This is a genomic window from Azonexus sp. R2A61, from assembly GCF_021401135.1.
GTDB lineage: Bacteria > Pseudomonadota > Gammaproteobacteria > Burkholderiales > Rhodocyclaceae > Azonexus.
Genome location: NZ_JACBFO010000003.1, coordinates 173,117 through 197,710, shown reverse-complemented (window position 1 = coordinate 197,710; position 24,594 = coordinate 173,117). Strand labels below are relative to the sequence as shown.

Below are 24,594 nucleotides of genomic sequence, written 5' to 3'. Positions count from 1 at the left end.
GTCGTTCAGCCACGCACGCCGAGAATGACGTCGCTCGCCTTGATCATCGCGGTCGCGGGAAGTCCCGGCTGCAAGCCCATGTCGCGTACCGCCTCGTTGCTCACCACGGCATGCAGCAGACTGCCGCCGGCCAGGCTCAGCGTGACCTCGCAGTTCAGGGCGCCGCGGATCAACTGGCGCACCGTTCCGGTCAACCGGTTGCGCGCCGAAAAACCCGGCGTGCCGGCCTGGCCGCCGCTGATCAGGATGATCCAGGGCGCCTTGACCCAGGCCATCACCTCGCACCCCGGCTGCAGCCCGAGGCCGCGGAGGCTTTCCACTGTCGCAATTGCGACAAGCGTATCGCCCCCCGACAGATCGACGGCGACCTCGACGTTGACCAGACCTTCGGTCAATGCCGAGATTTTCCCTTTAAAAACATTGCGTGCACTGACATTCATCGCATCGCTCCCGCAGTACATCGTTTTCTGGCCCATTTTTCGCTATGTACGAAAGTAATAGCCCGGCTTTTTCACTTTCCCGACAATCCCGCGATATTCCCTATTCGTAACCAAGCATAGCGCAAGCCGAACAGACCCAGGTTTTTCCGGTAACATCGACCACCGTTATATACACAAACACCCAATCCATGGACCAATCCGCCCCTCGCCTGCGTGGCAAACTCGAATTCGACGGCCAGTTCGGCACCTTCCTCGGCGACACCCGGATCCGGCTGCTCGAGGCGATCGACCGCCACGGTTCCATTTCGCAGGCCGCCAAGGCCGTGCCGCTGTCCTACAAGGCAGCCTGGGATGCCGTCGATGCGATGAACAATCTGGCCGAACAAGCCCTGGTCGTCCGTTCGACCGGCGGCAAGCACGGCGGCGGCACGCAACTGACCGCCTACGGGCACAAGATCATCGCGCTCTACCGGGCGCTGGAAGCCGAATACCAGTCGGCGCTGGATCGCCTGACGGCCAGCATGAACGATGGCCAGGCCAGCGACCTGCAGGGCTTCAAGCGACTGCTCCGGAACATGTCGATGAAGACCAGCGCGCGCAACCAGTTCGTCGGCCAGGTGGTCGGCCTGCGCGAGGGGCATGTCGATTTCGAGGTCCGCATCAAGCTCGACGAAGAAAACGAGATCGTCGCGATCATCACCCACGACTCCGCCGAGATGCTCGGTCTGAGCATCGGCTGCGAGATCGCTGCGCTGGTCAAGTCGTCGTCGGTGCTGCTGCTCAACGACCCGACGATCAGGACTACCGCCCGCAATCATCTGTGGGGCGAAATCACGCGCATCCACGAAGGTCCGGTCAACTCGGAAGTCACGCTCGAAATGAAGAACGGCAAGTCGGTCTGTGCCGTGGTCACGCACGACAGCATCGAACGGCTCGGGCTGGTCGTCGGCGGTCAGGCCTGCGCGGTATTCAAGGCCTCGTCGGTCATTCTCTGCAAACAGATCTGATCCAGTTTTCAACCACCTCAGGAGATCCTCCATGAAACGTCTTTCCACGCTCATCGTCGCCCTGCTCGCCGCCGCCGGCGTACACGCCGCCGAAGTCCAGGTGGCCGTCGCCGCCAACTTCACCGCTCCGGTCCAGCAGATCGCCGGCGAATTCGAACGCAAGACGGGTCACAAGGCGGTACTCGCCTTCGGTGCCACGGGCAAGTTCTACGCCCAGATCACCAACGGCGCGCCGTTCGAGGTCTTCCTCGCAGCCGACGACACGACGCCGGCCAAGCTCGACAAGGAAGGCCAGACCGTCCTCGGCAGCCGTTTCACCTATGCCGTCGGCACGCTGGTGCTGTGGTCGTCGAAGCCGGACTTCGTCGATGCCAAGGGTGATGTCCTGAAGAGCGGAAAATTCAACAAGCTCGCCGTCGCCAACCCGAAAACCGCACCCTACGGCGCCGCGGCGATCGAAACGCTGACCCGGCTGAAACTGCTCGACGCCGTGCAGCCGAAGTTCGTTCAGGGCGAAAACATTTCGCAGACCCACCAGTTCGTCAGCACCGGCAACGCCGATATCGGTTTCGTCGCGCTGTCGCAAGTGTTCAAGGACAACAAGCTGAACAGCGGTTCGGCCTGGATCGTACCGGGCGAAATGCACGAGCCGATCCTGCAGGACGCGGTGATCCTCGCCAAGGGCAAGGACAACCCGGCGGCCAAGGCATTCATGGAATTCCTGAAGTCGCCCTACGCCCACGCGGTGATCAAGTCCTACGGCTACGCGCTGCGCTGAGCGGATAGACGCATGCTGACCGATTCCGACCTGCAGGCCCTCGGACTGACCGTCCGGCTGGCCGCCACAACGACGACGATCCTGTTCATGCTCGGCACGCCGCTGGCCTGGTGGCTGGCGCGCAGCCGGGCCTGGTGGAAACAGCCGATCGGTGCCGTCGTCGCGCTGCCGCTGGTCCTGCCGCCGTCGGTGATCGGTTTTTACCTGCTGATCACACTGGGCCCGAACGGCCCGGTGGGTCAGTTCACCCAGTCGATCGGCCTGGGCACCCTGCCGTTCACATTCTGGGGGCTGGTCGTCGCCTCCGTGTTCTATTCGCTGCCCTTCATGGTCCAGCCGCTGCAGACGGCGTTCGAAGCCGTCGGCGACCGGCCGCTGGAGGTTGCCGCAACCCTGCGCGCCTCGCCGCTCGACACCTTCTTCAGCGTCGCCGTGCCGCTCGCGCTACCCGGCTTCATCACCGCCGGCATCCTGTCGTTTGCCCACACGGTCGGCGAATTCGGCGTCGTGCTGATGATCGGCGGCAACATCCCCGGCGTCAGTCGCGTGGCCTCGGTCCAGATCTACGACCACGTCGAAGCCCTGGAATATGCCGACGCCCATCGTCTGGCCGCCGTCATGCTGATCTTCTCCTTCCTCGTCCTGCTCGCCATGTACGTCTGGCGCCCGGGCGCCCGCAAGGGAGCCTGAGCGATGACCCCGATCGAAGTCCGTTTCAAGCTCGACTGGCCAGGCTTTGCGCTGGATGTCGACCTGTCGCTGCCGGCCAGCGGCGTCACCGCCTTGTTCGGCCACAGCGGTTCCGGCAAGACGACGCTGCTGCGCTGCATCGCCGGCCTCGAACGCGCCGGTCGCGGTCGACTGGTCTTCCGCGGCCAAACCTGGCAGGACGAAAAAACCTGGCTGCCGACGCACCGCCGGCCGCTCGGTTACGTGTTCCAGGAAGCCAGCCTGTTTCCGCACCTGTCGGTGCTCGGCAACCTGAATTTCGGCCGCAAGCGCACGTCGACCGCAGGACGCATCGCGCTCGACCAGGCGGTCGAACTGCTCGGCATCGGCCATCTGCTCGAGCGCAAACCGGATTCGCTATCCGGCGGCGAACGGCAGCGAGTCGGCATCGCCCGCGCCCTGGCCGTCAGTCCCGAAATCCTGTTGATGGATGAACCGCTGGCCGCGCTCGATCTCAAGCGCAAGCGGGAAATTCTCCCCTATCTCGAACGGCTGCACGATGAACTGGACATTCCGGTCATCTACGTCAGCCATGCGCCGGACGAAGTGGCGCGGCTGGCCGACCACATCGTCGCCATGGAAGGCGGCCGGGTCGTCGCCCATGGGCCGATCGGCGAAACGCTGGCCCGCGTCGATCTGCCGATCCGCCTCGGCGAAGACGCCGGCGTCGTGCTCGACGCGACGATCAGCGCGATCGACCCGACCTGGAATCTGGCGCGCGTCGATTTCGCCGGCGGCAGCCTGTGGACCCGCGACCGTGAACTGCCGATCGGCAAGAAGGTCCGCGTCCGCGTGCTCGCCCGGGACGTCAGCCTGGCGCTGGACGATCCCGGTCGCAGCAGCATCCAGAACGTTCATCCGGCGATCATCGAAACCATCGCGCCGGACGATCACCCGGCCAACCACCTGGTCCGCGTCAGACTCGGCGACAGCCGGCTGCTGGCCCGGCTGACCCGACGCTCGGCCGACCAGCTCGGCATCGCCGCCGGCCAGCCGGTATACATCCAGATAAAATCGGTCGCCCTGATGGAGTGACGCGATGAACCCCTACACCCTGCCCGATGCCGAACTCGACCGCCTGCTGGGCGAGGATGTCCCCAGCGGCGACGCCACGACGGCTGCGCTGGCCATCGGCGAATGCCGCGGTCGACTCGATTTCCGGGCACGTTTCGACATGGTCGTCTGCGGCAGCGAGGAAGCGCAACGGATGGGCGAACTGCGCGGCTTGCAAGCGGTCGGCCCGCGGCTCGCCAGCGGCAGCCGGGCCGCCGCCGGCACCCTGCTGCTGTCGCTGGAAGGCCGGGCGGCAGCGCTGCATGTCGTCTGGAAGACCGCGCAGACGCTGATGGAATACCTGTCGGGGATCGCCACGGCGACGGCCGATATCGTCGCCGCCGCGCGGCAAGGCGACCCGGACTGCGCCGTGGTATGTACGCGCAAGAACTTCCCCGGCACCAAGGCGGCAGCGGTCAAGGCGGTACTCGCCGGCGGCGCCACGCCGCACCGGCTGAGCCTGTCGGAAACCCTGCTGGTCTTTGCCGAACACCGCGCCTTCCTCGACGAAGCCCCGGCCGACAGCGTGCGCCGGCTGCGCCGCCAGTGGCCGGAGCGCAGCCTGGTCGTCGAAGTCGCCGACGAAGCTGAAGCCTTGCGCTGGGCAGCGGCCGGTGCCGACATCCTGCAACTGGAAAAATGGCCGGTGGATGCGGTCGACCGCATCGCCCGGCAAATTCCGGGCACGCGAATTGCTGCAGCGGGAGGCATCAATGCCACCAACGCAGCCGCCTATGCCCGCGCCGGAAGCCGTATCCTGGTCACCAGCGCGCCGTATTTCGCCGGTCCGCGCGATGTTGCGGTGAGCTTGTCCGCGTCGTAGCCCCTGTCATCTTTCCGACAAGACCGTCATGAAGATCGCCATCGCCACCAAGAATTTCCTCGAAGTCAGCGGCCACGCCGGCCAGTGCCGGCACTGGCTGCTCTACGACCTGAGCGAACACCGCAGCGGCCAGCTGCTGCCCGCCCCGCTGCGCATCGAACTGGACAAGGACGAGGTGCTGCACGTCTTCGCGGACGACCGGGCGCATCCGCTGGACGGCATCGACATCGCCGTCTGCGCCAGCGCCGGCGACGGTTTCATCCGCCACATGCGCCAACGCCGTTGCGACGTGCTGCTCACCGGCGACAGCGATCCGACGGTGGCGATCTCCCGGATCCTGGCCGGCGAAGCGATGCCCGACCCGCGCTTCGACATCACCACGACGCTGTGCAAGGTACGCGACCTGTTCTCGCGCCACTGACGGCGCCGGACAGCGTCAGCCGAACAAGCGGCGGATGAAGCCTTCGACATAGGCCGGCCGCAGCGGCTTCAGGATGTAGCCAACGGCGCCCAGCCCCGCCGCCTGCGCGACCATCGTCTTGTCGGCCTCGCCGGTGACCATCACCACGGCGGTCTGCGGACTGGCTTCCTTGATCAGCGGCAGGGCATCGATGCCGCCCATCACCGGCATGTTCACATCGAGGCAGAGCAGACCGGGCTGATGCGCTTTCGCCGCAACCACCGCTTCGTTGCCGTTCGAAACCATCTGCACCACCTGCAGCCCCGACTCTTCCAGCAGGGCCTTGAGCACCAGCCGCACCGAACCGTTGTCGTCGGCAATCACCGCCGTACCGCGGCGGCCCTTGCGGGCCGCACCGCCCGAAGCCGCGCGCTGTGCCGAGGCCTTTTCCAGCTTGCGGGTTTCCTCGACCGCCTTCAGTTCGGCAATGATCTGTTCCTGGCCAAATGGCTTGCGGATGAAGCCGGAAGCCCCGGCATCGGCCGCCTTGCCCTCGATGCCGGCTTCGCTGGAAGCCGTCATGAACACCACGTCGATTTCCGGCGCCATCGTCTGGATGGCCCGCAGGATGCTCAGGCCGTCGCGGCCCGGCAGGTGGTAATCCAGGCAGACCAGATCCGGCGCGGTCTGCTGCACCGTCGATTCGACAGCGCTGCCGTCCGGCAGTGCGGCCACCACCTGATGCCCGAGGCTGGAGAACAATGCCGCCAGCACCTTGCGCATCGAGGCGTTGTCATCGACGATCAGAATCCGCATCTTTTCCGTCACTCCGCACTGGCTGTTTTCCCGACCTGCGAGATTACCAGAAGCGCTATGACAAAGCATGGATAAAATCGTTTTTTTCCTTGTCGGGCCTGGGTTTGCGGACTTTGAAAGCGAATTCAGTCGAGCAGTTCGATCTGCCCGCTGACCGTCGTCAGCACCTGGCTCTCCCCCGCTTCCAGCGGTGCCGCCATTGCGTCGGCAGCCAGCATGCCCTGGGCCCGGAACACCGGCATCGGCGCCGATCCGCCCTGCTGCACCGACAGCGACTTGATCTGCCAGCGCTTGCCGAGCGCACCGGCAACGACCTCGGCACGGGCCTGGAACGCCTTCAGCGCATCGCGGGTCGTTTCATCCTCGACCTGACGGCGGGTTTCCGGCGCCGGCGACTGATTGACCGAGGCCACGCCGAGCTTCATCTGCTGCAATTGCCCCAGCAGCTCGGAAACGCTGGCCAGATCGCGTGATTCGATGATCAGTTCGCTGCGCATGCGCCAGCCTTCGATCCGCTGCTCCCGGCCGTACGCCGGCCAGGTCGATTGCGCGCCGCTCTTCACGGTGACCCCGGCCCTGGCCTTGGCCAACCCGAGCGCCACAGCGATCTCGCCGTTGACCTTGCGCGCCAGCGCCGCCGGACTGGCGCCGCTCGCCTCGCTGAAAACGACCGCCCTGACCAGGTCGTTGGCCGCCGGCCGGGAGGCCTCGGCGGCAAGTTCGACGGTGCTCGCAGCCCGGGCCGGCAGCACCGCACAGCACAGCAGCAGGGGCAACAGGTAGCGGATGTTCATGGCTTTCTCCAGACAATCAAAACGGCATATTAACGGCAGTGGACCGTAACAATCGACCCGCACGACGGTAAGAAAATGTTGCACGGCGAAGCGCGGGTGCACTTGTAGCCGACTCTGCCTTTTGTAATACTCCGCCAACCATGATCAATGTGCTACGACTGGACCGCGTGCCGAACAAGGACGACCACCCCGAGGAAGGCACCCGCCGCATCATCGCCGGCGAGGAGCGTGTTTTTTACGACGGTTACTGGATCAAGACCTACCCGGTGCCGGCCGATACGCTGGAGGCGAAAAAACGCCTGATCGACGCGTTGACCCGACGCCTGTTCAACCACACCGAGCACGGACTGAACATTCCCGGGACCCGTCTGGCCGAAGCCCGGGCCACTTACGAAGGCGAAACCGATCCGGCGCGCAAGCGCGTCAAGGGTGCCATGCTGGCCGGGGCGATGTTCAACCGCGCCGCCGACATCTTCCGCAAGCTGGTCGAACTGCAGGCCTGCGGCATCGAAATCCTCAGCGACAACCCGCTGATGCGGGAATGCGGGCGCTGCCTGCTCGAAGCCATGGAGCTCGGCCGCAACGTCCTGCACCGCAGTGGCGAGGAAGGCATCGACGAATTGTGGGGCGAACCTTTCCGCGCCTTCTCGATTCCGCTCGAAGACTTCTACGAAAGCCGCTACATCAAGATCGGCCAGACGATGCGCGACATCGACCGGATCGCCGGCGCGATGCTGCACAATTTCGCCTGCCTGCCGGCCTTCGCCGGCATCGATACGGCAATCCGAGACCTGGCCAATGCGGCCAAGATCAAGACCGAAACCTTGCGCACCGATCCCGATATTTTCGACGTCTGGGCGATCATGGCAACGGCCGGCGAACGGCTTGCCAACCTGACGCCGCATCCGGCATCGGCCGATGCCGACGCCGTCCAGCATGACGTCACCCAGGGGCTGCAGTTGATCCGCCAGGGCCGCGACCTGATCTTCTACATCACCCGCGCCCGGACGCCGATGCCCAAGAGCACACAGGATTTCATCGAGCGCTGCGAAACCTATCTGAACACCGGGCACGTGCCGCTCTGCCCGACCTTTCTGCCCGACTGATCCCCGACGGGAAAGGCCGTGACGACGCTGCGACCGGCCTTCCTCTTTCCCTTCCCGCGCGGCATCGCGCACTTTGTCGCGGGCCTCGGCCTGCTGCTCGCCTTGTGCCTGCCGGTCGGCATCGCTACGGCGGCCGAACGCTTCGGTGAAGTCTGGCGACTGCATGGCGAGATCACCAGAACGGGCCAGGACAGCCCCAGCCAACCGTTGAAGGCCGGCGACGCCGTATTTCCCGGCGATCGGATCCGCAGCGGCCGCACCGGCGAACTGGTGATCCGGACCCGCGACGACGCCTACCTGGCCCTGCGCCCAAACAGCGAACTGCGGATCGACAACTACGCCACCGACGAAACCATGCAACCCGATACCCAGGCACTGCACCTGGCCACCGGCGCCCTGCGGGTGATCACCGGCTGGCTGGGACGCCTGAAACCGGAGCGGCACCGGCTGACCACCCCGACGGCGACCATCGGCATCCGCGGCACCGATCACGAGGTATTGATCCTGTCCGATGGCGCCTCGGGCAAGCCGGAACAGGCGGGAACCTACGACCGGGTCAATCGCGGCGGTACGCGACTGGCGGCCGGCGGCGGCCAGGTCGATATCGATGCCGGACGGACCGGTTTCGCCCGCGATCCGGCATCGGTGACGATCCGCACACGCGCCCTGATGACCTTGCTGATGCCGCGCCTGCTCGAAAAGACCCCCGCCTTCTTCGTGCCCGGTCGCTTCGATGGCGAACTCGACCGGCTGAGCGGTGCGGCGCCCCCGCCGGCACAGGAAAACGCACCGACGCCGACAACCGCCGAAGGCCTGCGGTCGACGCACTGCGATCCACAAAAAACCGGCCGGGAATGGCTGACACGACTGGACCGGGCACTGGCGCGCGGCGACGCCCCCGGGCTGCTGGCCCTGTTCGCCGGCGACCTGGAAGCCACGGCCAGCGTCATGCTGGAAAACGGCGACCTCGACACCCGGACTTTCCAGCGCGACGACCTGGTCGCCAGTACCCTGCAGGCGGTCCGCAGCCTGAAAGACTACCGCCAGCAACGACCGCGCACCGACATCGCACCGCTTGGCGCAGCCGATGGGCGCTGTCCGCGCATCGAGATACGTTCGCGCTCGATCGAACAGGGCCGGATGGACGGCCGCAGCTATCGCTTCGAATCCGAGGAGCGCTTCGTCCTCGAACAACGCGACGGCGTGTGGCTGGCCATTTCAGCCAGCACCCGCCAGCACTGATCACCCCCGGCCGTCGCCGACCAGTACGAAAGGCGCCCAATAGGCGGGATGAGCGTATTTTCCGCCCTCGCTGCGCATCAGTTCGCGCATCGAACGCCGCAGCGCCTCGGCCCGGGAAATCTCGGGATGTTCGACCTGCTGCCGGAAAACGCCGGTGGTCAGCAGCCGGGCCGAAACGGTTTCGACCGCCCAGTTGGACACCAGCAGACTGCGCGCGCCGGCAAAGAAAAAACCGCGCCCCAGGCCGGACAGCGCCTCGCCCTGGGCGCCATCGGCAGCCCCGGTATTGCACGCCGACAGCAGCACCCACTCGGCGTTGAGGCGCAGGCCGAGTACCTCGTCCAGCGTCAGCAGGCCATCGTTTGCCCGGTCGTCGGCGAGGCGCGGATTGGCCAGCGCCAGTGCCGGCTGATCCAGGCCGGCGACCTCGCCGGGCACCAGACCGTGAGTGGCGAACGCCAGAATCCGGTAATCCGCCAGACGCAAGGTCTTGGCATTGCGTTCGCTGGCCTGTGCCCCGAGGAACAGGGCCTGTTCCGGCGCCCCCAGTACCCGGGCGATCTCCTTCAGTTCGCGCTCGGTGTCCGGCAACTGGGCCAGGCGCACGAAAGGTTCCTCGTTGACCGGCGGCCGACCCGCCGGCAAGGTCATCAAACGCAGGCTGCGAACGCCGCCGCTTGCCGACGGCGGATTGCCGAAAGCCGGATCGCCGAAACCGGCAAAGGCCTGCTGCCCAGGCGCTAGGCGAACCTGGCGCCGCAAGGCGAGGAAGCTGCTGACCGAGGCCTGCTGAGTCAGCGCGATCCGCTCGATCAGCCAGTCGTCGCGCTTTGCCGCCTTGCTGTCCGACGTCGGCAACAGGCCGAACGGCAGTTGCCCCAATGCACCGTGCGGCACCACGTCGAGCACTGTTGCGTCCTTCCAGAGCGCTTCGTCCGGCGCCAGCCACCAGCGGTACTGCGCCAACGCGGCGGCGGCGTCGAAGCGGGGCAGCCGGCCGCCAGACAGGTCCAGCCCGCCACGCAGCCTGCTCACCTCCCGGGCAACCCTGGCCGCATCGACCGGCACCACGCGGAAGCTGGCGACCGTCCGGCGGACGATCCACACATACGATTGATCGTGAGCGCAATAAATCACCACGACCGCCTCGTCGCCAGCGATTTCCTCCTGCACCTGCGCCAGCGTCGGCGGTTGCGGGTCGATCAGGTTGAGGTAATCGGGAAAGCGGCTGGACAGCGTACGACGCAATCCGGCCTGACTTTCCTCCAGCCTACCGATGTCGCGCTGCAGATCGCTGAAAATCCTTCCCTCGCCCTTGCCGGTCGACGCCAACCGGGCGAGCAGGCGCACCAGCGCCGCCCGGCGCTGACCGAAATCCTGCTCCCGGCGGGCCAGTTCGGCGAGTTCGGGATCGGGCAGACTGGCCCGGGCGACGCTCGCCTGCACTGCCCGTTGCACCGTCGAGCGGCGCAGGATGTCGGCAACCCGGAAAGCCTCGGCCGCTGCGCCGGTACCGTCGATGGTTTCCTGTCGGACATGCATCCGGGCCAGCAACGCCAGGTAGGATTCCAGAATGTTGCTCAGCCGGAACTGACGCCCCGCGCCCCATGCCTCGTCGTCGCCGTCGCCGGCGGAAAGACGCTGCAGTTCCGGCAAGGCCTCGCGAAACAGCGGCAAGGCCTCGCCATCGCGATGCGCGGCGGCCAGTGCGACCGCCAGATAGCCCCGGGCCCGCGCGACCAGCATCGGGTCGGCGTAGGGCTGACGGCGATAATAGCCGACGATGCGCTGCATCATGTCGATTGCCGCGTCGTTCCGGCCCGTCCGCACCAGCGCGTAAGCCCAGTCGGTCCGCAAGGTGCCGACGCGGGCCGCCTGGGCGGCATTGCTGCGCAGGCCGCGTTCGCGCGCCTCGAACAGCAGAACCGACTCCTCCCAGCGCCCGAGCAGTTGCAGCGTGAACCCCAGTTCGGCACGCAGATCGGCCAACAACGGTGATGACGCACGCACCTGTCCCTTTTCGATATCCCCCAGGGCCTGCCGTGCCAGGCGCTCCGCTTCGCCGAACTGCCCCTGCTCGCGCTTGATGCGGATCAGCACCAGGCTGACCCGCGCCATTTCCGGCGAATCGGCCGCCTGTAGTTCGCCCAGCTCGCGCAGGCTCTCGCGGACCAGCCCTTCTGCTTCGGCGAAACGCCCCTGCGCGGACAGGGCGCTGGCCAGCAGCCAGCGGGCCGAAACGATGTTGCTGCGCGCGACGCGCCGCAACTGTTCGTCTTCCCGGGCCCGCCCGCGCTCCAGCGATTCGCGGTAAGCGATCGCGTGCGCCAGCGACGCACGCCGCAGACGTTCGGCTTCGGCGTAATTGCCGTTGAGCATCTGGTAATAGGCCTGAGCCAGCGTCCACTGGTTCTGGATGTTTTCCGCCTCGCTTCGCCAGCTGCCCAACTGGCGCAACGACGGCAGCAGCGCTTCGGCCTGCTTCATCGTCTCCTCGGCCGAGCTCAGCATGCCGAGATCGACATGGTCGTACATCAGCCAGATCAGCGTGAAGAAATAGCGACGCGGGTTGGTCGCCCGCCATTCCGGGCCGATCTGCTGCAGGAAGGCCACGCGGGCCAGCGGATCGCCGATCTGTCGGTATATCTTGACCTGCAGGCTATGCATGCGCCAGCGCTCGCACCAGCCGTCATCGGTCCTGTCCGGCGGACGGGTCGCCGCGAAGGCTTCGCGCAGTTCGGCCTGCGCTTCTTCGCCGCGGCCGAGGCGACTCAATGCCGCAGCCCGGCGATGCAGGAAAGCACAGCGTACCAGCGGCGATGCCGGGTCGGGCAGCACACGCTGCAGTACCGCTGTTTCGTCGCGCAGCAGGCTGACCGAGGCATCCTCACCGCCCTCGTCGTCGTCAGGCGCGGCAACCGACGGGTTGCAGAGAGCGAGCGACAGAAGCACCCACGGCAGAATCCAGCGCTTGGCGTTCATCGGGTACCCTCCCTGGCGAGCAAGCCCGACAACACTAGCAGAGCACGCCCCCGGCGGGCAATCGGGCGCTCAGTGCAAGGCGCGGGCCAGCAGCACGGCGACGTGCACCGCGTCGCGGCCGCTGCCGTCCTTGATCTGATGCCGACAGGAAAAACCGTCGGCGACGATGACGGCGTCGGCCGACGCGTTGCGCACCGCCGGCAACAGCGCCAGTTCGCCCATCGCCCGCGATGCTTCGTAATGCTCGCTTTCCATGCCGAAACTGCCGGACATGCCGCAGCAACTGGCATCGACGATGTCGAACTCGAACTGCGGAATCCAGCCGAGCACCTTCCTGACCGACTTCATCGCACCGAAGGCCTTCTGGTGGCAATGGCCATGCACGACGGCGCGGCCACCCGGGATCGGTTTGAGATCGAGTTTCAGCCCGCGGTTGCCTTCACGCATCAGGAATTCCTCGAACAGGAAAGCCTGTTTCGACAGCTGGCCGACCTCCGGCCCGAGCGACAGGCTGTAGAACTCGTCGCGCAACGCCAGCAGGCAGGACGGCTCCAGCCCAACGACCGGCGTACCGTCGGCCAGCGCCGGGGCCAGCGCCGCCATCACCCGCTGCGCTTCCTGCTTCGCCTCGTCGACCAGCCCCTGCGACAGGTAGGTTCGCCCGCAACAGAGCGGCCGATTCGGTTCGCCGTCGGTTTTTGCCGGTTGCAGCACGTCGACCGCATAACCGCCGGCACGCAACACCTCGATCGCCGCATCGGCCACTTCCGGCTGGTAGTAATGCGTGAAGGTATCGACAAAAAGCACCACCTTGCCGCGTTGACCGCAGGATTCGGCCGGCGGGGCGAGATAGCCGTCGGCGACGATTTCCGGGATCGGCCGCTGCGCGCTCAGCCCCAGCCAGCGTTCGGCCAGCCGGGCCAGCCACGGCCAGGCATTGCGCCGGCGTACCAGGAATTTCAGCGTCGGTCGCCATTCGTGGAGCCAGCGCGGCAAGGCGGCGATCAGCCGGATCCGCCGCGAAACGCCGAGCCGGGCGTTCTTCTGCGCCAGGTATTCGGTCTTGATCAGCGTCATGTCCACGGCGCTCGGGCATTCCTTCTTGCAGCCCTTGCACGACACGCAGAGCTCCATCGCCGCCGCCAGATCGGGATGGGCGAAAGGATCGTCGCCGAGTTCGCCGTTCAGCGCCGCCTTGAACGCCTTGACCCGGGCACCGGTGGAATGGGCGGGATCGTGCGTGATGCGGTAACTCGGGCACATCACGCCCTTGCCGTCGCGCTGACACTGGTGATTGTTCATGCAGACGGCCACTGCCTTGGCGTAGTTGCCGCCGGTGGCCGGAATGCCGGCATAGGCGTCGCCGACCCCGTAGGTATCGTAGGCCGACCAGTCGAGATAGGTTTTCATGACAAAGCGGCACGCAAAACCAGTGCCAATGAGAAACCTTCTCAAATCATACATTTACGTACGCAAACCGCTGTCGCGTTTGCGACAAGGCCCCGACAGGCAGACCACCGGAAAAAGCTAAACCCCTGTTTTTCCATCGATTTGACCTCTGGCACAGCGATTGCTGAACAGGCTGCGTACCGATCATTGAGGAGCTTTCATCGTGGAACTTCCAGTCATCAGCAGCAGCGCGCCGGCAGCGGAAGGCGGCGGTTGCTCATCCAGCGGCTGCGGCACCGCACCGGACGCGCTGGCCCACCTGCCGGAGCACATCCGGGCCAAGGTGCAGGACCATCCCTGCTATTCCGAGCAGGCGCACCACTACTTCGCCCGCATGCACGTCGCCGTCGCGCCGGCCTGCAACATCCAGTGCAACTACTGCAACCGGAAGTACGACTGCTCCAACGAATCGCGGCCGGGCGTCGTCTCGGAACTGCTGACGCCGGACCAGGCAATCAAGAAGGTGATGGCCGTCGCCGCCGAAATCCCGCAGATGACGGTACTCGGCATCGCCGGACCCGGAGACCCCTTGGCCAACCCGGCCCGCACCTTCGAGACCTTCCAGCAACTCTCGGAAAAAGCCCCGGACATCAAGCTCTGCGTGTCGACCAACGGCCTCAACCTGCCGCAGTATGCCGACGAGATCGCCAAGCACAACATCGATCACGTGACGATCACGATCAATTGCGTCGATCCCGAGATCGGCGCCAAGATCTACCCGTGGATCTACTGGGAAAACAAGCGCATCTTCGGCATCGAAGGCGCGCGCATCCTGATCGAGCAGCAGCAGAAGGGGCTCGAAGCGCTGACCTCGCGCGGCATCCTGGTCAAGGTGAACTCGGTGATGATCCCGGGCGTCAATGACGAGCACCTCAAGGAAGTCTCGAAGATCGTCAAGGCCAAGGGCGCTTTCCTGCACAACGTGATGCCGCTGATCGCCGAAGCCGAGCACGGCACCTACTACGGCCTGATGGAACAGCGCAGCCCGACCGACGAGGAACTGCAGGCGCTACAGGACGAATGCGCCGGCGACATGTCGATGATGCGTCACTGCCGCCAGTGTCGGGCCGACGCGGTCGGCCTGCTCGGCGAGGATCGTGGCGACGAATTCACCATGGACAAGATCGACGTGATGGATGTCGATTACGAAGCCGCGATGGTTCGCCGCAAGGCGGTGCACGACGAGATCATGGTCAAGCTGGACGCCGAACGCGGCATCGTCAAGCCCAAGCCGACCGGCATTCCGGAAGGTTCGCGACCGGTGCTGATGGCGGTGGCCGGCAAGAACGGCGTCGTCGCCGAACACTTCGGCCATGCCAAGGAGTTCCTGATCTACGAAGCCTCGCCGGACGGCGTCCGCTTCATCGGCCATCGCAAGACCGAGCTGTACTGCGGCGGCATGGACAGCTGCGGCGACGGCGACGTGGTCGGCGCGGGCGAGACCGAATCGCTGCTCGACCGCAACATCCGGATTCTTTCCGGCTGCGAGGTCGTGCTGTGTTCCAAGGTCGGCTACGAACCCTGGGCCAAGCTGGAAGCCGCCGGCATCGCGCCGAACGGCGAACATGCGATGGAGCCGATCGAGGAAGCGGTGATGAAGGTGTACGAGGACATCGCCGCCACCGGCAAGCTGCTGCCGCAACCCGAAACCCTGAAGGTGGCGTAAATGGCACTCCAGATCACCGAATCCTGCGTCAATTGCTGGGCCTGCGTCGATGTCTGCCCGAACGACGCGATCTTCCAGGACAAGCCGCACTTCCTGATCGACGACATGAAATGCACGGAATGCCTGGGCGATCACGCCGATCCCCAGTGCGCCGCGATCTGTCCGATCGAGATGGCCATCGTCAACGAACTGGGCGAGTTCCTGAACCCGCCCGGCTCGCTGACCGGCATCCCGATCGAAAAGCTGAAGGAATTCGGTCTGTGGCGCGAGGCGGCCTGATGGCAACCGTCACCTTCTACGAGAAACCCGGCTGCAAGGGCAACCTGCGTCAGAAAACGCTGCTCGCCGCAGCCGGGCACACCGTCCAGGCGAAAAACCTCAAGGGCGAACCGTGGACCGCAGAACGCCTGCTGCAGTTTCTCGGCCCGCTGCCGGTTGCCGACTGGTTCAACCGCGCCGCGCCGGCGATCAAGGCCGGCGAGATCGTTCCCGAAGCCCTCGGCTTCGAGGACGCGCTGCACATGCTGCTGGAGAACCCGCTGCTGATCCGCCGCCCGCTGATGGAAGTCGGCGAGACGCGGATGGTCGGCTTCGACACGGCTGCGGTCGACGCCTGGATCGGACTGAAAAACGTCGAGTTGCCGCAAGGCAACATCGAGGCCTGCGTGCATGGACCGGAAGGTCACGGCAAATGCGGCAGCGCCGAACACGAGGAAGAAGGGGAGCATGCCGGCTGCGGCACTCACTGACAGCGCCGTTGAAATCGCCCCGGGCGTCCACTGGGTGGGCGCCCTGGACCCGCATCTGCGCAGTTTCGACATCATCCTGAAGACCGCCAACGGCACCAGCTACAACAGCTACGTCGTGCGCGGCGAGACCGGCGTCGCGGTGATCGACACGGTCAAGGAAAGTTTTGCCGACACCTTCTTCCAGCGTCTCGAATCGGTCGCCCGCTACGACGAGATCACCACCATCGTGCTCAACCACCTCGAGCCCGATCACAGCGGCGCGCTGCCCGAACTGCTCAAGCGCGCGCCGCAGGCCAAGGTCTATCTATCGAGCCGCGCACAGATGATGCTGAAGGCACTGCTCAAGCCAACCGGCGAAGCACCGCCCGAGTACATCCCGGTGACCACCGACGATACCGTCGACCTCGGCGGCCGTACGCTGCGTTTCCTGCACACGCCCTACCTGCATTGGCCGGACACGCAATGCACCTATCTGGTCGAAGACGGCATCCTGTTCTCCGGCGACGTGTTCGGCTGCCATTTCTGCGATGCGCGACTGTTCAACGACCAGGTCGGCGATTTCCGTTTCTCGTTCGAGTATTACTACGCGCACATCATGCGGCCGTTCCGCGAGTACGTGCTCGACGCCATCGCGCTGATCGAACCGAACGAACTGGCGATGATCGCCCCGGCACACGGCCCGATCCTGCGCCACCAGCCGCGCGACTACGTGCATCGCTACCGCGAACTGGCGACGCCGCGGCTGTTCAACGAGGCACGCAACGAGAAGACACTGGTCGTCTTCTACATCTCGGCCTACGGCAACACCCGCCGGATGGCCGAAGCGCTGGCCGCCGGTGCCGAACAGATCGGCGGCGTGCGCGTTTCGCTGTATGACCTCGAAGGCGGCGAGTCGGGCGTGTTCACCGACCTGATCGAGGAAGCCGACGGGCTGGCCTTCGGCAGCCCGACGATCAACGCCGACGCGGTCAAGCCGGTGTGGGACGTGCTCTCGTCGCTGACCACCGTCAACGTCAAGGGCAAGCTCGGTGCCGCCTTCGGATCCTACGGCTGGAGCGGCGAAGCGGTGCGGCTGATCGAGGATCGCCTGCGCGGCCTGAAGCTGCGCGTGCCGGTCGAAGGACTGCGCATCAAGCTGGTGCCGGACGCTGGCGAACTCGACGCCTGCCGCGAACTCGGCGACAAGCTGGCCCGTCACCTGACCGGCCGGGTCGAACATCGCGAAGTCGATATGGCTTCGCTTGCTTAACCACAGGGAGAAAACAACATGCCCAAGGCAAAAGTCACTTTCGAGGATATCGGCGTATCGGTCACCGTACCGGCCGGCACCCGGCTGATCGAGGTTTCGGAAAAGGTCGGCGCCGGCATCACCTACGGCTGCCGCGAAGGCGAATGCTGCACCTGCCTGACCAAGATCGTCTCCGGCGGCGAAAACCTCGCCCCGCCGAGCATCCTGGAAGACCAGGTGCTCAAGGACAACATGGCGCCACGCAATCATCGCCTGGCCTGCCAGGCCCAGATCATCGGCGGCGAAATCGTCGTCAAGCCCGCCTGACGGGCAACCCAGGACAAGATTAAAAGCACGGAACGCCCGGCCACAACAGAGAAACTCGAAACCACCGCTCAAACAACGGAGATACAAGCAATGGCTCTCATCACTTTCAGCAGCCCGATGCACAAGGACAAGACGGTCTACGCCGTGGCTGGCAGCCACACCCAGACCATCCTGTCGCTGGCCAAGGAACATCACATCCCGATCGATTTCGGTTGCCAGGAAGGCAACTGCGGCACCTGTCTGGTCAAGGTCTCGTCGGTCGATGGCAAGCGCCGTCCGATGGGTGGCCCGCTCAACCCGCGCGAAGTCGCGGCGCTGCTCGAGCTCGGCCACATCACCAAGGCCGAGGTCGAGCAGATGTACGTCGACGACATTCCGCCGACCCAATGGCGCCTGGCCTGCCAGATGATCGTCCGCGACGAGGACATCCTGGTCGAGTACCCCAGCAAGTAAGCGCGACATGAACGGTCCGGATCGCCTGCCCTACCGCATGCTGCTGCAAACCGAGCTGCTGGCCGCGCCAGCGGCCGGTGCGGCGGCACGCGATCCGAACCGTCCCCTGCTGGCCAGCCTGATCGCCGGCCAGGCCGCCGGCTACGGCTGCCTGCCGGCGCATCTCGGGCTGGGCGAGCAGCGCCACACCGAACTGATGCACCACCTGTTTCCGGGCTGCCTGCCGGACTTCGCGCCGACGGCTGCGGTCGACCTGCCGGAAAGCGAAGAATTGCAACGCCTGCTCACCGACCACCGCGCCCACGAGTTCGCCAGCGAGACATGGATGATCGACATCCTGGTCGCCGCCTGCGCCGGCAAGGACCATCTGTGGCAGGATCTCGGCCTGAACGGACGCGACGAACTCTCCCGCCTGATGTGGATCAACTTTCCCGCCCTGGCCCGCGCCAACACCGGCGACATGAAGTGGAAGAAATTCCTCTATCGCCAGTTCTGCGCCCGCGAAGGCATCTACGTCTGCCCCGCCCCCTCTTGCGGCGTCTGCGCCGATCACGCCAAATGTTTTGGACCGGAGAACTGATCGCCCGCAATGCGCCGGTCCGGCGCCGGGCGGCACGCCCGCCGCGGGTCGAGCGTGCGCTGGCCGCCTACCTCGGACTGGCCATCGGCGACGCGCTCGGCGCCACCGTCGAATTCATGACACCGCAGGAAATCCGCACCCAGTACGGCGTCCATGACGAAATCCGCGGCGGCGGCTGGCTGCGTCTGAAAGCCGGCCAGGTCACCGATGACACGACGATGTCGCTGGCGCTCGGCGACGCCATTCTCGGTGTCGGCCGCGTCGATGCGCTGGCCGCCGCCCACGCCTTCGACGCCTGGATGCGCGGCAAACCGGTCGACATCGGCAACACCGTACGGCGCAACCTGATCGCCTTCCGACGCAGCGGCGATCCGCAGGCGCCGGCCTCCGAACACGATGCCGGCAACGGCGCCGCGATGCGCATCCTGCCGGTGGCACTGGCCACCTGCGGTCAACCGCCGGAAACGGTGATTTCCGCCTGCCGCGCACAGGCACACGTGACGCACCACAACACGGTATCCGACGCTGCCTGCGAAACGCTGGTCTTCATGGTGCAGGACTTCCTGCTCGGCGGCGATGCGTTGACCGTCGAACGCGAACGCGCCGGCCGCCTGGTCGGCGATTTTCCGGTCTTCACCTGGGACCGCAAGCCGGTGGAAAACCCTTCCGGCTACATCGTCGACACGATCCAGGCGGTATTCCAGTCGCTGTTCGCCACCGAGTGTTTCGAGGACTGCCTGATCGATGTGGTCAACCGCGGTGGCGACGCCGACACCACCGGCGCCATCGCCGGCATGCTGGCCGGCGCCCGTTACGGCCTGGCCGACATCCCGAAGCGCTGGCTGCGCAACCTCGACGAGACGACCCGCGCGCGCTGCGAAAAGCAGGCCGAAGCCCTGCTGCAACTCTCGGGTTCGTGCTGAAACCCTGTCACCGTCCGGTCATCCGGCGAAAAGCTGTGCTATACATACGGCCATCATTGCCCTGCCGGAGTGCCCGTTCATGAATCCTCCCACCCATCCCGCCGTTTTCGGCACGGAAGACCTGCTGCGCGGTCTGTGCGAATCGGTGACCAAGGTTCTCAACTTCGCGACGCACAGCGAAATCCGCTACTCCGGCATGGTCCAGCGCATCACCAAGACCTGCCTGAAGCCGGATATCGGCTGCTTCGTGCTGTTCGATGGCGGATTCTCCGGGTTGGTGGTGATCAATTTCTCGGCCCAGGCGGCGATGGAACTGTACGCCGACTACCTGCTGAACATGGGCATGGCCCGCGAGGAACTGGCCACCAGCCATACCTCGGACGAGGTCGCCAACGTCATGGGCGAATTGATGAACCAGATCGTCGGCGACTTCACCGGCAAGGTCGGCCGCGAACTGCAGACGCACATCACCCAGAACCAGCCGAAGATGCTGGCCTTGAACAAGCAGGTCATCCTCAGCGTGGACACCCATCTCGACCATCCGGAAGCGCGCCGCGTCACGTTCTACACCGGTCGCAACAACATTTTCTATCTGGAACTGGCGACCGACCGTACCGAATTCATCAAGCTCTACGATTTCGAACCCAACGAAGTGCCCGATCCCGACGAACTGATCGCCCAGGCCGGCAGCCCGTCGGGCGTGGCCAAACCGGCCCCGGCGGCTGGCGACGACCACGAGGACCTGCTCAAGTCGCTGGGCATGTGATCAGCGGACAAACTGCCCGATCAGGGCAGTTCTGAGGGTTTCCAGCGCCGGCAGCACCGGGGCGTCGCGGTGCACGATCATGCCGGTCGGCACCTGCGCGATTTCCGGCGGCAAGGTCTCGATCACCAGATCCGGCAGATGCAGGGACTGTTCGACGCTGCGTCGGGGCATCAAGGTCCAGCCCAGACCGACTGCCACGCAACCGAGAATGCCCTCCAGCGTACCGAACTCCATGGCCTCGCCGGCGGTGAATCCCTGGGTCCGCTGCCAGGCCAGCGCCCGCGTCCGGTAGGCGCACCCCTCGCGGAACAGGATCAACGGCAGCAGCGCGGGATCGGCATCGGCCGCATGGACCTGGACCAGTTCCTCGACCGCCGTCTGGGCGAAACTCAGCGCCGGATGCGCCACCGGCCCGGCGACGAAGGCGCAGTCGAGCTTGTGATGCAGGACCTTGTCCGCCAGCGTCAGGCTGGTATCGGTATAGACGCGCAATTCCAGCCCGGGATGCGTCGTCCGCATCACCTTCAGCGCGGCCGGCAGGTGCAGTGCGGCAAAGGTCTCCATCGCCCCGATTCGCAACTCGCCGGCATTCTCGCCGGCCAGCCGGACGGCGCTGGCGGTCTGCCGCTCGAGCATCAGCATGCGCCGCGTGTAATCGAGCAACACCCGCCCCGATGGCGCCAGCTCCAGACCGCGTCCCTTGCGGATGAACAGTTCGGTGCCCAGTTCCTCTTCCAGTTTGCGGATCCGGCCGGTGACGTTCGACTGCACGGTATTCAGGCGACGCGAGGCGGCCAGCACGCCGCCTTCCTCGACGACGGCCTGGAAAGTCTTCAGCGCGAGCAGTTCCATACCATTCTCCAAAAAAGAATATTTCATTCTTGATAAATCAATTGTACAGATATTAATCGCCGTTTATCTTCTCCCCATCGACTCAAAACAAGGACAACAAGCGATGAACCCCGAACAAAAAGCGCGTCTGAAGGTGATGGGGGCCGGTATCTGCAGCCTGGTACTGGCCCTGGGCATTGCCCGTTTCGCCTATACCCCGCTGCTGCCGCTGATGCAGCAACAGGCCGGTCTGGGCATTGCCGAAGCCGGCTGGCTGGCGGCGATCAACTATGGCGGCTACCTGTCCGGCGCGCTGCTCGCCGCATCGATCAGCGACCTGACGATCAAGGACCGCCTGTTCCGCATCGGCATGCTGGTTGCCGTGGCCAGTACCGTGCTGATGGGGCTGAGCGACAGCTTCGCGCTCTGGGCGATCTCGCGTTTCGTCGCCGGCCTGAGCAGCGCTGCGGCGATGCTGCTTGGTACCGGGCTGATCCTCAACTGGCTGATCCGCCACGAACACCGCGCCGAACTGGGCATCCATTTCGCCGGTATCGGCCTGGGCATTGCCGGCTGCGCGCTGGCCGCCGAAGTCATGCGCCATTTTCTGGATTGGCGCGAACAATGGTTCGCGCTCAGCGGCATCGGCTGCCTGCTGGCAGTGATCGCCTTGCGCTGGCTGCCGGCGCCGGACAGCAGCACGGTCAGCAAGACCGGCCAGAAACTGGAGGACAACCCGCCGTCCGCGCTGTTCCTGCGCCTGTTCATGGCCACCTATTTCTGCGCCGGCGTCGGCTTCGTAGTCAGCGCCACCTTCATCGTCGCCATCATCAACCAGCTGCCGGGCATGTCCGGCCTCGGCAACATCGTCTTCCTGGCGATCGGCATCGGTGCCGCGCCGGCCTGTTTCAACTGGGACCTGATCGCCCGCCGCACCGGCGACATCAACGCGTTGATCCTCGCCTCCCTGCTGCAGATCGTCGGCATCCTGCTGCCGGTCGTCGTCGGCGGGTTGATCGCCTCGCTGCTCGGCGCGCTGCTGTTCGGCGGCACCTTCGTCGGCATGGTCAGCCTGGTGCTGACCATGGCCGGGCGCTTCTACCCGACCAAGCCGGCCAAGATGATGGGCAAGATGACGATTTCCTACGGCGTCGCGCAGATTGCCGCGCCGGCGCTGACCGGCTGGCTGGCGACGCATTTCGGCGGTTATGTACCGGGACTTTATCTGGCGGCGGGCGTGATGGCCGTCGGCACGCTGCTGCTGTTCGTCCTGAAGTCGGTGCAGCGCCGGGAAAGCGCCGCCCTCGCCGTCGCCTGAGGATTCAGGCGGCGGTCGTCGCCTTCAGCCGCGCGGCAAGCGCGGCATCCATCGTTTGCAGATGGGTGGAAAACCAGCCGGGCAGGCCGGCAACGTAGCTGCGCGCAGCCATCAGCCGGCCGGCGGCAACGCTGCGCGACAGTTGCGCCATTTCACCGAGTACCCGCAGATGTTCGCTGTTGTGCTCGCCGGTCGCCGGGAAGCGGCAGGACTTCATCAGCCGCCCCTCGTGCTCGAAATGCAGCCGGGTATGTTCGCGCAATTGCGCGAACTGTCCGGGAAAACTCGCGTCGTCGGCCCCGCGCAATGCTTCGAGCAGTTCGACGAATTCGCGATGGGTGGCGTCCATGTCCGCCACCCCGAGCGCCATGTGCGCTTCCCAAGGCATCAGACGGCGCCGTGGTTAACGCGCTTGTTGCTGTTGGTCTTGGTCAGTTCGAGCTCGACGGTCGATTCCGGATACTTGTACTTGTTACCCTTCAGGGCGTCGTACATGGTGACGACCTTTTCAGCGGCCCCCTGCCCCTTGAAGTCGCCCTTTTCCAGCGCAGCCAGATCGCCCAGTTCATTCCAGGTCATGCCCTGGACCAGCGGAATGAAGACCGCCTTGGCGCCATTGACGTCGGCGATGAAGGGATTGTCGATATTGACCACAAACAGGATGACCAGGGTGTCGGCCGTGATGTCGGCACCAAACTTGTCCATGAAGCCGTGGAAGTACTGGAATTCGTCGAGCGAACCGGAAATGAACTTGAGCTTGTCGCCGTCGGCCAGCACGATGGCCTGCTTCATGACTTCGACCGGCGGCTTGCGACGGCCCTGTTCGTCGGTGATTTCGCCTTCCTTGACGATCAGTTCGCCGCGATAGGCGGCAACGGCGCCACTGAAGACTTCGCTGAAGTTGGCGTTGAAGAAGAGATGTTCGTAGCGATCCAGCAACATTTTTGTATTCCTTCCCTGAGATGAAAATGGTGTTCGAACCCCTGTCGAGCAATTTCCTTGCCGGCCGGGAAAACCGCATGGTTGCGTGCTTCCCGCTTTCCTGCCGGAAGCCGTTTGTCGGATTTGCGACACTTTTGCGGTCGACCGCGGAAATCGGCAAAAAACGGCGGTCGACCGCAAAAGGAAAGCCCGCCGCGGCGTTCCGGAGAACGACCGGCGGCGGGCCGGTACAACGGCTTGCGGCGCTCAGGCGGCGACGGCGGCGCCGATGAATTCGAAGACGTCTTCCTCGAGGATTTCCAGGCCGACCTTGCGGCAGAAGCGACGCTCCTTGTCGGTCGGTTCCTTGATGAACACCCAGCCGGACGGTTCGGCCGCCGAGTAGATCATGTCGGCCATCACCATGCGCTCGGTATCGCGGTTCAGGCGCATGCCCATCAGCAAATACTGCTTGCCCTTGCGCAGTTCCTTGACCTCCGGCGGAATCGAGAAACCGCCCATCAGCTCGGTGATGAAGTCGACGTAATCGGCGTCGGAGGCGATATACACCGCCTCCGGCCGCGGCGTGCCCATCGGCTTGAACAGGATCGGCTTGCTCGTATCGATGGTTTCGACGCGGCGGTAGGCGCTGCCGTCCCAGGCGTAGATCTTGTAGCGGTAATCGGTGCCGCCGATGCGCGCGATGCCGACGATCAGCGTGTGCGGCACGGCGGCGTAGGAATCCTGCAACTGCGTATCGCGGTTGATGTCGATCACGTAGTGCGGGGCGATCTCCTTCAGCCAGTCGTGCAGCGCGCCGCGCGTCCAAGGCGTCTCGCCGTAGGTGCGGGTCAGGAACTTGGTCACCGTGGTCCGCCCGCGCTTCAACTCGACGTTCATCGCGGCGCGCGGAAATTCGTACATCAGCTTGGGCGCCATCGGCTTGCCGTCGTTCATCGCATAGATCAGCGAATCGCTGTCGGCAGGAATCGGCGCGCCGGTAACGGCATGCTTCACGTCGGCGAGAACGCCCGGTCCGAGGTAGGGAACGATGCTGCCGTCCTGAAGGCCGGCGAGCAGTTTGGAGCGCATTTCTGGTGTCATGGTTTTTTGCTCTGTTTACGGGGTGGACCGTAACTCAGCAAAATCCAGGCCCAATGCGAAACGACCGGAAGAAGCGGGTTTCCGGCGGGCATGCCGGAACGGGGTCAGC

At 65.2% G+C, this 24,594-nt stretch carries 27 protein-coding genes; 18 read left to right on the top strand and 9 right to left on the bottom strand.

From position 1 onward, the window contains the following. Positions 1-5: 5 nt before the first annotated feature. Positions 6-440, bottom strand: a complete 435-nt coding sequence (locus tag L0962_RS10665) for a molybdopterin-binding protein (protein ID WP_234086412.1) — start codon at positions 438-440, stop codon at positions 6-8. Positions 441-628: 188 nt separating this feature from the next. On the opposite strand from L0962_RS10665, the gene L0962_RS10660 reads away from it, so the two are divergent. From L0962_RS10660 to L0962_RS10635, 6 genes are read left to right on the top strand one after another with little or no spacing between them, the layout of a single operon-like run. Beyond that, positions 629-1,447, top strand: coding sequence for a TOBE domain-containing protein (locus tag L0962_RS10660; RefSeq protein WP_234086411.1), 819 nt, complete (start codon positions 629-631; stop codon positions 1,445-1,447). Between the two features lie 31 nt (positions 1,448-1,478). Further along, positions 1,479-2,225 carry a molybdate ABC transporter substrate-binding protein gene (modA, locus tag L0962_RS10655; RefSeq protein ID WP_234086410.1) on the top strand — a complete coding sequence of 249 codons (747 nt, stop codon included), beginning with the start codon at positions 1,479-1,481 and terminating at the stop codon, positions 2,223-2,225. A gap of 12 nt (positions 2,226-2,237) precedes the next feature. After that, a complete protein-coding gene (gene modB, locus L0962_RS10650) occupies positions 2,238-2,915 on the top strand; it encodes a molybdate ABC transporter permease subunit (protein WP_234086409.1) in 678 nt (225 codons plus the stop codon). A 3-nt stretch (positions 2,916-2,918) separates the two neighbouring features. Beyond that, complete coding sequence (gene modC / locus L0962_RS10645; protein ID WP_234086408.1) at positions 2,919-3,989, top strand: molybdenum ABC transporter ATP-binding protein; 1,071 nt, start codon at positions 2,919-2,921, stop codon at positions 3,987-3,989. A 4-nt stretch (positions 3,990-3,993) separates the two neighbouring features. Further along, positions 3,994-4,830, top strand: a complete 837-nt coding sequence (gene modD, locus L0962_RS10640; protein WP_234086407.1) for a ModD protein — start codon at positions 3,994-3,996, stop codon at positions 4,828-4,830. A gap of 28 nt (positions 4,831-4,858) precedes the next feature. Then, entirely contained in the window at positions 4,859-5,251 is a 393-nt protein-coding gene (locus tag L0962_RS10635; RefSeq protein ID WP_234086406.1) for a hypothetical protein, read from the top strand. A gap of 15 nt (positions 5,252-5,266) precedes the next feature. Here L0962_RS10635 and L0962_RS10630 read toward each other — a convergent pair whose 3' ends face one another. Together L0962_RS10630 and L0962_RS10625 are read right to left on the bottom strand one after the other, a co-directional pair. After that, the gene (locus tag L0962_RS10630) at positions 5,267-6,046 is read right to left on the bottom strand and encodes a response regulator (RefSeq protein WP_234086405.1); all 780 of its coding nucleotides are present in this window, start codon (positions 6,044-6,046) and stop codon (positions 5,267-5,269) included. Between the two features lie 125 nt (positions 6,047-6,171). Beyond that, positions 6,172-6,840 (bottom strand): SIMPL domain-containing protein, encoded by a 669-nt coding sequence (locus L0962_RS10625; RefSeq protein ID WP_234086404.1) that lies wholly within the window; start codon positions 6,838-6,840, stop codon positions 6,172-6,174. Between the two features lie 140 nt (positions 6,841-6,980). Here L0962_RS10625 and L0962_RS10620 point away from each other — a divergent pair, with 140 nt between their 5' ends. Then, positions 6,981-7,946: a hypothetical protein gene (locus L0962_RS10620; protein ID WP_234086403.1), complete on the top strand. Its 966-nt coding sequence runs from the start codon at positions 6,981-6,983 to the stop codon at positions 7,944-7,946. Positions 7,947-7,964: 18 nt separating this feature from the next. Beyond that, positions 7,965-9,188, top strand: a complete 1,224-nt coding sequence (locus L0962_RS10615) for a FecR domain-containing protein (protein WP_234086402.1) — start codon at positions 7,965-7,967, stop codon at positions 9,186-9,188. On the opposite strand, the gene L0962_RS10610 is transcribed toward L0962_RS10615, so the two are convergent. Next, positions 9,189-12,170 carry a CHAT domain-containing tetratricopeptide repeat protein gene (locus tag L0962_RS10610; protein WP_234086401.1) on the bottom strand — a complete coding sequence of 994 codons (2,982 nt, stop codon included), beginning with the start codon at positions 12,168-12,170 and terminating at the stop codon, positions 9,189-9,191. Positions 12,171-12,239: 69 nt separating this feature from the next. Next, positions 12,240-13,580 carry a (Fe-S)-binding protein gene (locus L0962_RS10605; protein WP_234086400.1) on the bottom strand — a complete coding sequence of 447 codons (1,341 nt, stop codon included), beginning with the start codon at positions 13,578-13,580 and terminating at the stop codon, positions 12,240-12,242. Positions 13,581-13,782: 202 nt separating this feature from the next. On the opposite strand from L0962_RS10605, the gene nifB reads away from it, so the two are divergent. The 9 genes from nifB (at position 13,783) to L0962_RS10560 (ending at position 20,311) form a co-directional block, all read left to right on the top strand. Then, entirely contained in the window at positions 13,783-15,285 is a 1,503-nt protein-coding gene (gene nifB / locus L0962_RS10600; RefSeq protein ID WP_234086399.1) for a nitrogenase cofactor biosynthesis protein NifB, read from the top strand. Beyond that, positions 15,286-15,564 (top strand): 4Fe-4S binding protein, encoded by a 279-nt coding sequence (locus tag L0962_RS10595; protein WP_121459371.1) that lies wholly within the window; start codon positions 15,286-15,288, stop codon positions 15,562-15,564. It abuts the gene before it with no gap. Then, entirely contained in the window at positions 15,564-16,034 is a 471-nt protein-coding gene (locus tag L0962_RS10590) for an ArsC/Spx/MgsR family protein (RefSeq protein WP_234086398.1), read from the top strand. Before L0962_RS10595 ends, L0962_RS10590 begins: the two co-directional genes overlap by 1 nt. Continuing rightward, the gene (locus L0962_RS10585; protein WP_234086397.1) at positions 16,012-17,283 is read left to right on the top strand and encodes an FprA family A-type flavoprotein; all 1,272 of its coding nucleotides are present in this window, start codon (positions 16,012-16,014) and stop codon (positions 17,281-17,283) included. The genes L0962_RS10590 and L0962_RS10585 overlap by 23 nt, the downstream gene beginning before the upstream one ends. An 18-nt stretch (positions 17,284-17,301) precedes the next feature. Continuing rightward, positions 17,302-17,589, top strand: coding sequence for a 2Fe-2S iron-sulfur cluster-binding protein (locus L0962_RS10580; protein ID WP_234086396.1), 288 nt, complete (start codon positions 17,302-17,304; stop codon positions 17,587-17,589). A 90-nt stretch (positions 17,590-17,679) separates the two neighbouring features. Then, positions 17,680-18,042, top strand: a complete 363-nt coding sequence (locus L0962_RS10575) for a 2Fe-2S iron-sulfur cluster-binding protein (RefSeq protein WP_234086395.1) — start codon at positions 17,680-17,682, stop codon at positions 18,040-18,042. Positions 18,043-18,049: 7 nt separating this feature from the next. Beyond that, a complete protein-coding gene (locus L0962_RS10570) occupies positions 18,050-18,622 on the top strand; it encodes a nitrogen fixation protein NifQ (protein WP_234086394.1) in 573 nt (190 codons plus the stop codon). After that, positions 18,601-19,545 carry an ADP-ribosyl-[dinitrogen reductase] hydrolase gene (gene draG / locus L0962_RS10565; protein WP_234086393.1) on the top strand — a complete coding sequence of 315 codons (945 nt, stop codon included), beginning with the start codon at positions 18,601-18,603 and terminating at the stop codon, positions 19,543-19,545. Before L0962_RS10570 ends, draG begins: the two co-directional genes overlap by 22 nt. Positions 19,546-19,624: 79 nt before the next feature. After that, positions 19,625-20,311, top strand: a complete 687-nt coding sequence (locus L0962_RS10560) for a DUF3334 family protein (protein WP_234086392.1) — start codon at positions 19,625-19,627, stop codon at positions 20,309-20,311. Here L0962_RS10560 and L0962_RS10555 read toward each other — a convergent pair whose 3' ends face one another. Then, entirely contained in the window at positions 20,312-21,163 is an 852-nt protein-coding gene (locus tag L0962_RS10555; protein ID WP_234086391.1) for a LysR substrate-binding domain-containing protein, read from the bottom strand. Positions 21,164-21,266: 103 nt separating this feature from the next. On the opposite strand from L0962_RS10555, the gene L0962_RS10550 reads away from it, so the two are divergent. Next, positions 21,267-22,460, top strand: a complete 1,194-nt coding sequence (locus L0962_RS10550; protein ID WP_234086390.1) for a YbfB/YjiJ family MFS transporter — start codon at positions 21,267-21,269, stop codon at positions 22,458-22,460. Between the two features lie 4 nt (positions 22,461-22,464). Here the strand turns inward: L0962_RS10550 and L0962_RS10545 are convergent, their stop codons facing one another. The 3 genes from L0962_RS10545 to L0962_RS10535 all read right to left on the bottom strand — a co-directional run bounded on the left by L0962_RS10545 (position 22,465) and on the right by L0962_RS10535 (position 24,473). Then, positions 22,465-22,848, bottom strand: coding sequence for a bacteriohemerythrin (locus L0962_RS10545; RefSeq protein ID WP_234086389.1), 384 nt, complete (start codon positions 22,846-22,848; stop codon positions 22,465-22,467). Continuing rightward, positions 22,848-23,402 carry a hypothetical protein gene (locus L0962_RS10540; RefSeq protein WP_234086388.1) on the bottom strand — a complete coding sequence of 185 codons (555 nt, stop codon included), beginning with the start codon at positions 23,400-23,402 and terminating at the stop codon, positions 22,848-22,850. Before L0962_RS10540 ends, L0962_RS10545 begins: the two co-directional genes overlap by 1 nt. Before the next feature lie 246 nt (positions 23,403-23,648). Next, complete coding sequence (locus L0962_RS10535) at positions 23,649-24,473, bottom strand: SIR2 family protein (RefSeq protein WP_234086387.1); 825 nt, start codon at positions 24,471-24,473, stop codon at positions 23,649-23,651. Positions 24,474-24,594: the final 121 nt, after the last annotated feature.